This is a genomic window from Sediminibacterium goheungense (assembly GCF_004361915.1).
GTDB classification, from domain to species: Bacteria; Bacteroidota; Bacteroidia; order Chitinophagales; family Chitinophagaceae; genus Sediminibacterium; species Sediminibacterium goheungense.
The window spans coordinates 19,074-31,716 of sequence record NZ_SNWP01000014.1; the positions used below are offsets into that span (position 1 = coordinate 19,074).

Annotated in this window: 13 protein-coding genes; 9 read left to right on the forward strand and 4 right to left on the reverse strand. The window is 41.4% G+C overall.

The annotated features are described in order from the left end of the window. Positions 1-32: 32 nt before the first annotated feature. The 7 genes from nusB (at position 33) to BC659_RS14980 (ending at position 4,401) form a co-directional block, all read left to right on the forward strand. Positions 33-956, forward strand: coding sequence for a transcription antitermination factor NusB (gene nusB / locus BC659_RS14950; protein WP_133475623.1), 924 nt, complete (start codon positions 33-35; stop codon positions 954-956). A 29-nt stretch (positions 957-985) separates the two neighbouring features. After that, positions 986-1,426 (forward strand): DUF1573 domain-containing protein, encoded by a 441-nt coding sequence (locus tag BC659_RS14955; RefSeq protein ID WP_133475624.1) that lies wholly within the window; start codon positions 986-988, stop codon positions 1,424-1,426. 25 nt (positions 1,427-1,451) lie between these two features. Beyond that, a complete protein-coding gene (gene yajC, locus BC659_RS14960; protein WP_133475625.1) occupies positions 1,452-1,787 on the forward strand; it encodes a preprotein translocase subunit YajC in 336 nt (111 codons plus the stop codon). Positions 1,788-1,857: 70 nt separating this feature from the next. Further along, the gene (coaE, locus tag BC659_RS14965; protein ID WP_133475626.1) at positions 1,858-2,460 is read left to right on the forward strand and encodes a dephospho-CoA kinase; all 603 of its coding nucleotides are present in this window, start codon (positions 1,858-1,860) and stop codon (positions 2,458-2,460) included. Further along, the gene (locus BC659_RS14970) at positions 2,453-2,812 is read left to right on the forward strand and encodes a cupin domain-containing protein (protein WP_133475627.1); all 360 of its coding nucleotides are present in this window, start codon (positions 2,453-2,455) and stop codon (positions 2,810-2,812) included. The genes coaE and BC659_RS14970 overlap by 8 nt, the downstream gene beginning before the upstream one ends. Beyond that, positions 2,809-3,135 carry an antibiotic biosynthesis monooxygenase family protein gene (locus tag BC659_RS14975; protein WP_133475628.1) on the forward strand — a complete coding sequence of 109 codons (327 nt, stop codon included), beginning with the start codon at positions 2,809-2,811 and terminating at the stop codon, positions 3,133-3,135. Before BC659_RS14970 ends, BC659_RS14975 begins: the two co-directional genes overlap by 4 nt. Before the next feature lie 21 nt (positions 3,136-3,156). Then, entirely contained in the window at positions 3,157-4,401 is a 1,245-nt protein-coding gene (locus BC659_RS14980; protein WP_133475629.1) for a GAF domain-containing sensor histidine kinase, read from the forward strand. Between the two features lie 179 nt (positions 4,402-4,580). On the opposite strand, the gene pafA is transcribed toward BC659_RS14980, so the two are convergent. Next, positions 4,581-6,227, reverse strand: coding sequence for an alkaline phosphatase PafA (pafA, locus tag BC659_RS14985; protein WP_133475630.1), 1,647 nt, complete (start codon positions 6,225-6,227; stop codon positions 4,581-4,583). A gap of 134 nt (positions 6,228-6,361) precedes the next feature. On the opposite strand from pafA, the gene BC659_RS14990 reads away from it, so the two are divergent. Beyond that, positions 6,362-7,621 carry an aminotransferase class I/II-fold pyridoxal phosphate-dependent enzyme gene (locus BC659_RS14990; RefSeq protein WP_133475631.1) on the forward strand — a complete coding sequence of 420 codons (1,260 nt, stop codon included), beginning with the start codon at positions 6,362-6,364 and terminating at the stop codon, positions 7,619-7,621. A 121-nt stretch (positions 7,622-7,742) separates the two neighbouring features. Here BC659_RS14990 and BC659_RS14995 read toward each other — a convergent pair whose 3' ends face one another. The 3 genes from BC659_RS14995 to BC659_RS15005 form a co-directional block, all read right to left on the reverse strand. Next, positions 7,743-8,591 carry a DUF2911 domain-containing protein gene (locus BC659_RS14995; protein ID WP_162847448.1) on the reverse strand — a complete coding sequence of 283 codons (849 nt, stop codon included), beginning with the start codon at positions 8,589-8,591 and terminating at the stop codon, positions 7,743-7,745. Positions 8,592-8,665: 74 nt separating this feature from the next. Next, on the reverse strand, positions 8,666-9,979 hold the full coding sequence (locus BC659_RS15000) for a hypothetical protein (RefSeq protein WP_133475633.1): 1,314 nt from the start codon (positions 9,977-9,979) through the stop codon (positions 8,666-8,668). After that, the gene (locus tag BC659_RS15005; protein ID WP_246027156.1) at positions 9,972-10,556 is read right to left on the reverse strand and encodes an RNA polymerase sigma factor; all 585 of its coding nucleotides are present in this window, start codon (positions 10,554-10,556) and stop codon (positions 9,972-9,974) included. The genes BC659_RS15000 and BC659_RS15005 overlap by 8 nt, the downstream gene beginning before the upstream one ends. 63 nt (positions 10,557-10,619) lie before the next feature. On the opposite strand from BC659_RS15005, the gene BC659_RS15010 reads away from it, so the two are divergent. Next, positions 10,620-12,605, forward strand: a complete 1,986-nt coding sequence (locus BC659_RS15010; RefSeq protein ID WP_133475634.1) for a vWA domain-containing protein — start codon at positions 10,620-10,622, stop codon at positions 12,603-12,605. Positions 12,606-12,643: the final 38 nt, after the last annotated feature.

Sequence of the window (12,643 nt, forward strand, 5' to 3'; positions counted from 1 at the left end):
ACCTTTGCCGCTTCCAAACAAGTTCTTACCAGATGATCAGTAGAAGAAATATTCGTGTGAAAGTGATGCAGCTGCTCTATATGATAGAGGCTGCCGATACAAGTGTGACCCGTCAGAAACCGGAAGTTGAATTAAAAAAGCAATTCGATCAAACAACATCCCTGTTTGTTTACCTGCTTTATTTTATTACACAGGTAGCCCGCTATGCGGAAACCAATGCGGTAAAACGTGCTTCACGTAACCTGCCAACCAATGCCGACCTGAACGTAAACACTAAAATAGCAGGTAATGAACTCCTGTGGATCATTCTGGAAAGTGCCACTTTCCAGAAAGCGATAGAAATCTATCTGCCTGAGAAAATACTGGATAAGGATCTTGTACAGAAAGTTTACAATGAACTTACAGAAACGACTCAATATCAGGAATATATATCTGTTGAGGGTAGGGATAAGAATAAGGAAAGAGAAATTATTAAACTCATTTTTACCCATCTCATGCTTCCCAATGAGTCATTCACAAGTCATATTGAAGAGCATTATAATAACTGGGATGACGATGCAGAGATGATGGAACAGCTCATGCTGAATTATATTCAGAAGCCAGCCAGTTATAACCTGCAGGAAATGGTGAGTCAGGAAAAATGGCAGTTTGCCAAATCATTACTTATTACAAGTATTGAGAAAAAAGAGCAGGCTACTGAACTGATCAAACCCAAATTAAAAAACTGGGATGCTGAAAGAATAGCACAGTTAGATATGGTACTGATGAGAATGGGCGTTTGTGAATTGCTGTACTTTGAAACCATTCCGACAAAAGTAACCATCAATGAATACATTGATCTTGCAAAAGAGTATAGCACACAACAAAGTGGGCAGTTTGTGAATGGTATTCTCGATAATATCCATAAAGAACTGACAGAAGCAGGCAAGATCCAAAAAATCGGATATAAGAAATAAGTAACGAGGAACAAGTAACAAGTTTTTTTATGAAAAGAATAGTTGTTATTGTGTTTATAGTCAGTAGCTGGATGATGGCCTGTACCGGGCCCGATAAAACTGCACCGGCGGCAGATTCTCATCTGGCAGACACTGCCAATTACACCACCATACAATGGCTGGATTCACTGGTGGATTTTGGTACCATTACACAGGGTGAGAAAATACAGCTGAAGTTCAGGTTTAAGAATACGGGTAATAAGCCCCTTTTTATTACCAATGTGAGAGCAGGATGTGGCTGTACGGTTCCGAGTTATACAAAAGAAGCAGTGGCGCCAGGTGCAGAAGGAGAGGTGATGGCTGCATTCGATACCAATCGCTCGCTGGCTGGAGATACCAGAAAAACAGTGGTGGTGCATACAAATACCCGTAATGGAAGCGAACACAACCTTATCTTTACAGGCCATGTAAAAGAAGCAAAAGTTAATTAGTCATTTATCATTTAAACAAATAACAATGTTTTATCTCAATTCAGTATTACTTGCAGCTGGCGGACAACAAGGTGGTGGAATGGTACAGTTGGTAATGATGGGTGCCATCATTCTCGTGTTTTGGTTATTTATGATCCGCCCACAGGCGAAAAAAGCCAAAGAGCAGAAAAAATTCGTGGATAACATGCAAAAAGGCGATAAAATTGTAACCATTGCAGGTATCCACGGTGTGATCAATAAGATCAATGAAGACAATACCATTCAATTGGAAGTAAGTCCCGGCAGCTACCTGAAGATTGAAAAATCTTCTGTAAGTATGGAATGGAGTGCTGCGATTAATAAGTCTTCAGACAAGAAATAATCATCTTCATCAAAAGAAAATAAAGGTTCGGGAAGTCTCTTTCCGAACCTTCTTGTTTTATCTTTAGCTTGTGTTAAAAATTGGTCTCACCGGCGGTATTGGCAGTGGAAAATCTACTGTGGCGGGTATCTTTCAGGTACTGGGTATTCCTGTGTTTGATGCCGATGCCAATGCAAGGCAACTGATGGAATCAGATGCACAATTACAAAAAGAGGTAGTGACATTGTTTGGTTCATCGGCTTACGAGGCAGGGAAGCTTAACCGCAAACTGATAGCTGATATTGTTTTTCAGGATCCTTTCCAACTCGAAAAACTCAATGCCATCGTACATCCGGCTACCATCAGGGCCGCAGAAGAATGGGCCATCCGTCAGAACGCACCTTATATTATCAAAGAAGCTGCGCTTTTCTTTGAAGCAGGGTCAGCCGATGGTATGGATTATATCATAGGTGTTTATGCACCTCAGCATGTGCGTTTACATCGTGTGATGAAAAGAGATCAGGTGTCAAGAGAAGATGTTTTGCATAGAATGCAAAGACAGATCCAAGAGGAAATAAAAATGCGTTTGTGTGATTATGTGGTGTTAAATGATGATCAACACCTGGTAATACCACAGGTTTTACAGTTGCATGAAAGGTTTTTAGAGGAAGCTAAAGAACCCCTTTATGAATAAAGTAAATGTAAGAGAGGCTTTTGAAAAAGTAAATGGATACTGGAATCCCACGGTAGCTGGAGCTTTGAACGGACAGGAAGTGAAACTGGTAAAATTCAAAGGGCCCTTTACCTGGCATCATCACGACAACGAAGATGAATTGTTTTATGTAGTTAAGGGGTCTTTTGTGATGGAAATGAGAGATCAGAATATTACCCTGCATGAAGGTGATTTTCTGGTGGTTCCCAAAGGCGTGGAACACAGACCCAATGCGGACGAAGAAGTATGGGTCATGTTATTTGAGCCTGCAACTACCCTGAATACAGGCAATACAGAAAATGAATTCACAAAACATAGATTAGACAGATTATGATTGCAGCAACACCAAAGCCACCCTATTACGCGGTAATCTTTACCAACGAATTAACCGTATATACAGATGGATATGAGGCCATGGCTGAAAAAATGTGCGAAATGGCATTACAGGAGCCTGGTTGTCTTGGTTTTGAATCGGTTAGAAATGGTTTAGGTATCACTATTTCTTATTGGGATAGCCTTGAATCCATCAAAAACTGGAAAGCCAATACCGAGCATCTGGAAGCGCAGCATTTAGGTAGAGAAATTTGGTATAAATACTTTAAAACAAGAATTTGCAAAGTAGAAAGAGATTATGGCTTCGAAAGAAACGTTGAGTAAATATAATCCCCTTCTGAATATATGATCCTTGCCCCCCAAGCCCCCAATGAACAGGAACGTTTATTGGAACTCATGCGTTACGAAGTACTCCACACCCAGTATGAGGAAGACTTTGATCAGATTGTGAAATTAGCATCATCCATTTGTCAAACACCGATATCGACCATTACACTACTAGACATACACAAGCAATGGTTTAAAGCAAAAATTGGTATTGATAATACAGATGGCGCCCGAGACACTTCTTTTTGCGGGCATGCCATATTGCAATCTGATATCATGGAAGTAAGTGATGCACTTACAGATGAACGTTTTCATGATAATCCGCTTGTACTCGATGATCCCAAAATCAGATTTTATGCAGGATACCCGCTGGTGAGTCCGGCAGGTTATACATTGGGAACACTTTGTGTGATAGATAATGTTCCCAGAAGCCTTACAGATGAACAGAAATTCACCTTGCGTACACTTGGTAATCAGGTGATGAAATTATTTGAGCTGCGTTTAAAAAATAAAGAAGAGCTTGTCAGGAACCAGCTGATTGAGGAACAGAAAAAGAAACTGGAAGAATCGAAAGCGATTCAGCATAAAATTATTTCCATTATTGCCCACGATGTAAGAGGACCTGTTGCTTCTGTAAAAGCCATGATTGAACTCACCAAAGAAAAAAAACTGACAGAGGCTGAAATAACGGAACTGATGGATTTGCTGGATAAACAACTGGATGGAACGCTGGGTATGCTTACCAACCTGGTTGAATGGGGAAGTATTCTGTTGAAAAAAGAAAGCCTGAGCCTGGAAAGGGTCACTTTAGGGGTTCTCACAGAAAGACTTCTAAATGACCTGCAACCTTTTACCAGTATTAAGGAAAATAAGCTTATTAACAGGGTGAGCAAGGATTGTAAAGTATGGGCTGATGAAAATACACTCAGGTTCATGCTTCGCAATATCATCGGTAATGCCAATAAATTTACCAGTAAGGGCATTATATCAATCGCATCAGAGAAAATGGATAATGGGATGGTGAAAATTTCCATAACAGATTCAGGATGTGGAATGCCCGAATCTGTTCAAAAACACTTGTTCAATCCCACAAAACGTCAAAGTCGTGAAGGAACCCATAAAGAAAAGGGGAGTGGACTTGGACTTATTCTTACCAAAGAATTCGCAGAAGCCATGAATGGGCATGTTGAAGTACAAAGCAAAGAGGGCGAGGGAACAACGGTAAGTATATTCATACCTGTAGCAGTGAGTAGTGAATCGTGAATGGTGAATGGTCAATGGTGAATAAAAAAAAATATTGTGTTTACACAATATTGATTGTCGGGGTCAAGTTTCGTTTATTGACCATTGACCATTGACCATTGACCATTGACCATTGACCATTGACCATTGACCATTGACCATTGACCATTGACCATTGACCATTGACCATTGACCATTCGCTATTTCCCGCCCGCAACTTCCTCAATCACTTTACCCACAGCACCATTGGGCATTTGTATACTGAGCATGGCAGCTACCGTTACGGCAATATCGGTCATGTATCTTTCTTTATAGCTTTTGCCGGGTTTCACTTTCCATCCATACCATACCAATGGAATATGTGCATCGTATGGATTCCAGACACTATGATCGGTTCCTTTGCTGTTATCCTTAAACCAGTTAGGTCGGGGTATTACCTGTAAATCAGCACTTCTGTAAGGGAAATAACCATTGATCAGGCGTTCACGTATGGTTTGCTGCAGGTTCGATTCCCCAAGCTCTTCTTTATCCACTACACGGTAAATACCTTCTTCTTTTTCCATCATTGAAATAATCACTGATTTGATTTCTTCGGTATCCAGTTTTAATGAATCGATTTCTTTGTGGTTGAGGGCAAGATTATAATAGGTTGAATTAATAATGCCGTTCTTCAGTTTATATTTTGACTGTAATTCTGCATTCACCTTTCTTACTATAGTACCCAATGGAATAGAGCCCCCTGGCAGGTTATGTTCTTTAAGAAATCCCGGAACATGTGCTGCCCCATGGTCTGCTGTAAGAAACAAAAGATAGTTACCCTTGCCAACCTGTGTATCCAGAAAATTCAGGAACTGCTCAATATCTTTATCCAGTCTCAGGTAAGTGTCTTCCAGTTCAATGGCATTAGGGCCAAAAGTATGACCAGCATAATCAGGAGAAGATATACTTACAGCCAGAAAATCTGTCTCCTGACTCTTTCCCATTTTTTCATTTATAGCCGCAGCTTTTGCCATTTCAAAGGTATAAGTGGCAGCCTGAGGCAGGTGAGGGAATTTGTAATAGTCCTTGCCGATAAAAGATGTTAAGTCGTACGGAAATGTATTTTTAGGGCCAAGCTCCATGCGTTCGTAATCCTTTGCATCCGCCGAACTCTGCGTGTAAGTATCTATCGGATAAAGTGTTTTCCATCCCTCTTTATAATAAGCATCCGGTAATTTTCTGGCATTGAAATCTTTTACCCACTGTGGTAGGTCAGTCATATAATAGGTGCTGCTGATAAATACCCCTTTCGATTCGTCATACCAATAAGCAGCATTGGCTGAATGTCCGGCAGGAAGAATAGCACCACGGTCTTTGATTGAAATGCCAATCACTTTACTTCTGAAATTAGTGGCCAGGCGCAGTTCATCCGTTACCGTATTACTCACGAGGTTAAATGGACTCATCTCTCCGTCATGACTGTCTGAGCCTACTGTTTTCACTGATTTGTCTTCTACGCAATACATGCTTTTTTGAAGCTTGCTGTCCCACCAGTTATTTCCGGTAATTCCATTGATGGCAGGAACGGTTCCGGTATAAACACAGGCATGTCCGCAGCCCGTAGCAGTAGGAGTGTAAGGAATAAAAGTATTCTCACAGCTAAAGCCCTGGTTCAGCAAACGGTTGAATCCCCCTTTCCCATAGCGGTTCTGGTAACGGTACAGATAATCCCAGCGCATCTGGTCTATCATTAACCCAACTACCAGTTTAGGGCGCGAAATACCTGAAGAAGCAGGATTTGTGCTGTTCTGGCTAAAACCTTTATTGATGAGCAGGATAAGGGCAGATATCAGGAATATTTTTTTCATGTGACGCAATTTTGCTGAGTTGAAGCTGAATAATCGGGTGTGAAGATAAGGCAGCGTGAATAAATGCCCTTGCCCCTTCGCTATGAAAAGGTTATTTTTGCGGCAATTTAGAAACAAAGTAATAATTTAATAATATGGCAGACATTTTTGAGAAACTGGTTAAGAACTATGGTCCGATTGGTCAGCACCGCGAACGTGCGCATGGTTACTTTGCTTTCCCTAAACTGGAAGGTGAAATAGGAGGCCGCATGAATTTTCGTGGAAAAGAAATGATTGTATGGAGCCTCAATAACTATCTCGGACTGGCCAATCATCCGGAAGTACGTAAAACAGATGCAGAAGCTTCTCAGCAATTTGGTCTGGCACTTCCTATGGGAGCCCGTATGATGAGTGGTAACAGTAATTACCATGAACAACTCGAAAAAGAACTGGCTGAATTTGAATCAAAAGAAGATGCGATCCTCATGAACTTCGGATATCAGGGTATCATGAGTGCTATTGACGCCATCTGTGGTCGTCATGACGTGATCGTTTACGATGCGGAAAGCCATGCATGTATCATTGATGGTCTGCGCCTGCATCCCGGCCACCGTTATGTGTTCAAGCATAATGATATAGAAGACTGTGAAAAACAATTGCAAAGAGCAACGGCTTTAATTGAGAAGCAAAAAACAGGCGGTATCCTGGTTATTACAGAAGGTGTGTTTGGTATGGCCGGTGACCAGGGTAAACTGAAAGAAATTGCTGAACTGAAAAATAAATATGAGTTCCGGTTACTGGTGGATGATGCACATGGATTTGGTACACTTGGTAAAACAGGTGCCGGCGCTGGTGAAGCACAAGGTTGTCAGGATGCCATTGATCTTTATTTTTCAACTTTTGCGAAATCCATGGCATCTATCGGTGCTTTTATGGCCGGTCCAAAAATCATCATTGATTACATTCGCTACAATATCAGATCTCAGATCTTTGCTAAAAGCTTACCCATGCCGATTGTAGTGGGTAATCTCAAAAGACTGGATATGCTGAGAACCATGCCGGAGCTGAAAGAAAAACTCTGGAGCAATGCGATGAAACTGCAGAATGGTCTGAAAGAAAGAGGTTTTGATATCGGTAAAACAGATACACCTGTTACACCTGTTTACATGAAGGGTGGGGTAGAAGAAGCTACTGCGATGGTAATGGATCTGCGTGAGAACTACCATATATTCTGCTCGATTGTGGTATATCCTGTTATTCCGAAAGGACATATCATTTATCGCTTAATTCCTACCGCAGCGCACACCGATCAGGATATTGAAGAAACACTGAAGGCATTCAGTGAAACCAAGGCAAAACTGGACGCAGGTGCCTATAAGGCGGAAGCTATTCCTGATATGGCGGAAACGAAGTAAAACAGCGGAATACGAAACAGAGGAATAAGGAATGAAGAAAGTGTAGAAGAATTCATAAAAAAAGCCGCACATGAATAATGGTGCGGCTTTTTATTTTATGAAAAGGCGTAAGGGTAAAGCCCTACAATTTCTTGATCAGTTCGGTTCCCAATTTTACGTATTCTTCATTGGGTGAAGGTGCGGCTTTGGCCAGTTCAATACATTTTTCTGCGCTGGCTTTGGCACTTACTTTATCACCCAGATCGCGCTGAATCTTGGCTTTGAGCAGGAAAATCCAGTAACCGTTCGGGTTGGCTTCCGTTGCTTTGGTTGCTGCACTCAGGGCCTTATTCAAGTCCTTATCCATTTCATAATAGAAATTGGCAGCAGGAAAATAAGCGTTTGGATTTACTTTTTCTGCACTGAGGGCTTTCTCAACCTGTGCACGCAAACGATCCTTGATATTGGTGCTGATGGGTATTCTTACGGCGGTAGTTCCCCATACAATATTCAGATCGCAGGTTTCAGGAGCAATATTGGAGAATTGCATGGTAAAAGTTTCGGTATTACCGGCTGCTTTATCAGCTTTTACTTTAAAGCGAACCACATCTTCCGCTTCTTTATATCCATCTGTACCCCAGTTGCCAAGGCCTTTATTCAGAATCACATCCCAGTTGTCTTTACCCGGAATGGTATACAGTACATATGAACCGGTATCCAGTTTTTTACCACCGATGGTTACATTGTCTGTAAATCGTAAACGGGTAGCTGCATTGGCACCTGTGCGCCATAATTTGTTTAAAGGGGCCAGATCGCTGCCTTCTTTCAGCAGGCTTCTGCCATTGATATTCGGACGCGAATAAGTGAGCTCTATAGAACCCATACCAAATGCCTGAGTAATACGCTGCGTGGTACTGGGCTGAGGCATACTTATTTGCGCAAATGCATGGATGCTGCAAAATGTGGCAGCAAGCAATAAAAGTTTTTTCATACTAATCATCGTTTTAGAATTGCAAACCTAATTTTTTTATATAACAAAAACGATATAATACAGGAATGGCAGAATCAAAATGATAAAACAACTTTATGGTCTGTTGCAGATAAAGTTTCCGTTTTCTCCCAGGAAGGCCCGGTTTTTAGAAGTTTTGTAAATCTTTTCTTGAACAGTCGGCTATGTTTTTTTGTAAAGCTAACTTTAGTTATGTAACCGTTACTGTTGAACGAAAGTATGCATTCAATATTACCCTTGAGTTCCGAACTGTCCCATTGTTGTCTTTGCCATTGCTGCCTGATCAAAAGTATGAATGCGTCAATGCCACCCGGCGGACGAATGCTGGTAGTATCCTTCACCGCATTTTCTTTACTTACCGAACCTGTAAAAGAAGTCTTTCTTTCTCTTCCGTATCCAACTACCACCACTTCATTCAATGTCTCAGATCCTTGCCTCAATGCCACAAAATTATTGGCAGCAGCTGACAGGTTGAGGGTTACAGGTTGGTGACCCAGTGCGCTTACAGTAGCATTCATCACACTATCCTTGCTATTGATCTGGAATGATCCGTCTGAATAGGTTGTAATGGCTTTTTGTACACCTGCAGTCGTAAATTGAACAGTAGCATAGGATAAAGGCTTTTGCATAAAGCCTACTACCTTACCTTTCAAAACATAAGATGGTGAAGCAGGGAGTACTTGTACCCCGGCAACTTTACCGCTCAATGCCTGACTTATTACTGTTCTATTACTTAAGGTAGCAGCGCTGCTTCGCATTAATTGGTCTTGCATCATGCTATCGGTTAATGCCTTTTTTTGTATATTCTCAGATATGGTTGCTGCTTCCTGCAGTTTATGGGTATAAACATCTTTCAGCACGGTAGTTGGCTGTTCCTTTTCCTTAACAGAAGGAGGAGCCGTCTGCGCAATGAGTGTATTTTTTCCGGCAGCTTCTGATAAACTTCTTTGTGTGTCTTTATCGGAAACCTGTGGTGATGGCGTAAATACATCCTGCATACTGTCTTTGTTGGAAACAGTTGCACTGGCAAGCTTCGGGGAAGGAACTGGCTGGTTGAATTTCCATACTATCGTGCCTACACCTGCCAATAGTATACAGATGGCTGCCATTTGCAACCATGGGGCACCTGGTTTTCGCAAAGGAACCATTTTGCCGCTTTCTTTTTCACCTGCAACCAACTGACGTATATCCATCAGGTGCTGCCGGCCCTGATCCAAATCAGCATCCTGGTATCCTTCCAGGGCATCTGCAAGAAAGGGGTCGCTTAACGCAGCTCTCTCCAGTCCATGCATTTCTGCAGGAGAAAGCTCACTCCTCAGGTATTTTTCAATCACTGAAAAATCGTAACGATATGTATGATCCTTAGGCATTTTTCTCCATACATTTTTTTAGATTTCTTCTGCCGTTTTGTATCAGGCTGCGAACCTTGTCCCATTCAAAACCCGTCAATGCTGTAATCTCTTTATAACACTTCCCTTCCAGATAGAACAAGCGAATGGTATGCTGTTGTTCATCCTGCAGGGATTTTACACAGTTATCCAGTTTTTTAAATTGTTGCTCTTTTGCCAGTAAATCATCCAGATGCCCATCTTCCCCCGATTGCATAAATTCAGGTTGGAATGCTATGGTAATATTTTTTTTGTTTTTCCGAAGCCACATCAGGCAATGGTTTTTTGTAACCACATAGAGCCAGCTTTTGAAATGAGCTACTTCATGGCTCCGTAGTTTCTGTACCAGCTCCTGGTAAATATTCATTACAGCATCCTTGGCCTGATCCGCATCTCTTACATATTTAAGTGCTGTTCCATATACAAGGTCGCTGTAACGTAAAAAAAGAACGGCCAGGTGTTCCTGATTACCCGTTTGCTGATACGCAAGGATTAATTGCTCATCAGTAGCAGGTGAAATTTTTTCTATGTGCGCGGCCGGTAACATTCTGATCGACAAGATAATTTTTTTTAAGATGCGTGTGTAATCAGAATTACATAAGCATCCTATAAAAAAAATGTTATGAAATACCTGATGATTGCTTTCCTGTTGCTGTCAGTGGCAGTGATGGGTTTTACACCTGCTGAAATATTTATTCAGGGTATAGTGAAAGATGAAAAGGGAATGCCGGTAGTAGCTGCCAGTGTTATAGAAACCAATACAAAGAATGTCTCGGAAACCAACGCCGAGGGAAAATTCAGGTTAAAAGTCAATAAAGAAAAAACCGAAATTACGGTAATGGCTATCGGATTTAAGGAACAGAAACTGAAAGTTACTCAATCGCAAATTATTTTGGTGGTACTCAAGGCCGATTCGAAAGCATTAACAGAAGTAGTGGTTACAGCATATGCCAAACAAAGGAAAATGGATATGACCGGATCTGTTGTTATACCCTCATCTGTTCATCAGTATAGCGCTTCAAATATTTCTCAGCAATTACAGGGTACAGTTGCTGGGGTAACGGTAGTAAAGGGGAACGGTAAGCCATTCAAAGATGAATGGCACGACCCAAAAAGAAGAATGCATGATCATGAAAAGAATTTTAACCGGGAAGGCTATGATGCCATAACCGAAAATACATTTCAATCCGTTACAGAACAGCCTTTATCTACCTTCTCCATTGATGTGGATGCTGCATCTTACAGTAATCTCAGGCGATTTATTCAAAATAATCAGTTGCCACCTGCTGGAGCAGTACGAATCGAAGAAATGATCAACTACTTTTCTTATCAATATCCGCAACCCAAAGAAAACCAGCCCTTCAGTGTCAATACAGAAATTACAGATTGCCCATGGAACAAAAAGCACCAGCTGATGCTGGTGGGTTTACAGGGTAAGCAGATTGATCTAACCGATTTGCCGGCATCTAATCTTGTTTTTCTGATAGATGTGAGTGGTAGTATGTATGCAGAAAACAAATTACCATTGGTTAAAGCTTCACTGAAACTATTGGCTGATCAGTTAAGACCTAAAGACAAAGTATCCATTGTTACCTATGCAGGTAGTGTTGGACTGGTATTGCCTGCCACGAGTGGGGAATATCGCACCAAAATAAAAGAAGTGATCGACAGGTTGGAAGCGGGGGGGGCTACAGCGGGGGGGGCGGGTATTCAGCTGGCCTATAAAGTAGCCAGGGAACAATACAAAGAGAAAGGAAATAACCGGGTGATACTTTGTACCGATGGCGATTTTAATGTAGGACAAACAAGTGATGCGGCTTTGGAAACCATGATTGAGCAGGAAAGAAGATCCGGCATTTTTTTAACGGTACTGGGTTATGGTATGGGTAATTACCAGGATGCTAAAATGCAAAAGCTGGCAGATAAGGGTAATGGCAACCATGCTTATATTGATGGTATTGCTGAAGCCAAAAAAGTATTGATCAGTGAATTTGGAGGAACACTCTATACCATAGCAAAAGATGTAAAACTACAGATAGAGTTTAATCCAAGGCATGTCAAAGGCTACCGGCTTATTGGTTATGAAAACCGTATGCTGGCTAAAGAAGATTTTAATAATGACCAGAAGGATGCGGGTGATATGGGAAGCGGACATACCGTAACAGCGATCTATGAGTTGGTACCTCCGGATGCTGAAATTCCTGCACATGTATCTGTAGATCCTCTTAAATACCAGCACAAAGATTCACAAAAACAGCCTGAAAAAAATTACGCAAATACTGATGAACGCGTTACCATAAAGCTCAGGTACAAGGAGCCCGATGGCGAACAAAGTAAATTAATAACAGAAGTGGTAAAAAATGCACCTGTAAAATTCGCTCAGGCTTCCAACAATCTTCGGTTTGCAGCTGCGGTGGCTTCTTTCGGATTAACCCTGCGCGGATCTGCCTATAAGGGTAGTGCAGACTTTGATCAAACGCTGGCCCTGGCAAAATCTGCTTTGGGTACAGATAAAGAAGGTTATAGAAGGGAGTTTATTCAGTTGGTCGAAAAAGCACAGCAAATAGCGTTGCAAAAAACACAGACAAATAATGGTGTTTTCGAATAAGTAAAATGAGGGAGTCTGGTCTGGTAAAACAGGTCAGA

What these genes read in the sequence shown, in the direction of transcription:
- nusB (WP_133475623.1), top strand. Translation starts at nt 33, where the DNA reads ATGATCAGTAGAAGAAATATTCGTGTGAAAGTGATGCAGCTGCTCTAT.
- BC659_RS14955 (WP_133475624.1), top strand. Translation starts at nt 986, where the DNA reads ATGAAAAGAATAGTTGTTATTGTGTTTATAGTCAGTAGCTGGATGATG.
- yajC (WP_133475625.1), top strand. Translation starts at nt 1,452, where the DNA reads ATGTTTTATCTCAATTCAGTATTACTTGCAGCTGGCGGACAACAAGGT.
- BC659_RS14970 (WP_133475627.1), top strand. Translation starts at nt 2,453, where the DNA reads ATGAATAAAGTAAATGTAAGAGAGGCTTTTGAAAAAGTAAATGGATAC.
- BC659_RS14975 (WP_133475628.1), top strand. Translation starts at nt 2,809, where the DNA reads ATGATTGCAGCAACACCAAAGCCACCCTATTACGCGGTAATCTTTACC.
- BC659_RS14980 (WP_133475629.1), top strand. Translation starts at nt 3,157, where the DNA reads ATGATCCTTGCCCCCCAAGCCCCCAATGAACAGGAACGTTTATTGGAA.
- pafA (WP_133475630.1), bottom strand. Translation starts at nt 6,227, where the DNA reads ATGAAAAAAATATTCCTGATATCTGCCCTTATCCTGCTCATCAATAAA.
- BC659_RS14990 (WP_133475631.1), top strand. Translation starts at nt 6,362, where the DNA reads ATGGCAGACATTTTTGAGAAACTGGTTAAGAACTATGGTCCGATTGGT.
- BC659_RS14995 (WP_162847448.1), bottom strand. Translation starts at nt 8,591, where the DNA reads ATGAAAAAACTTTTATTGCTTGCTGCCACATTTTGCAGCATCCATGCA.
- BC659_RS15000 (WP_133475633.1), bottom strand. Translation starts at nt 9,979, where the DNA reads ATGCCTAAGGATCATACATATCGTTACGATTTTTCAGTGATTGAAAAA.
- BC659_RS15010 (WP_133475634.1), top strand. Translation starts at nt 10,620, where the DNA reads ATGAAATACCTGATGATTGCTTTCCTGTTGCTGTCAGTGGCAGTGATG.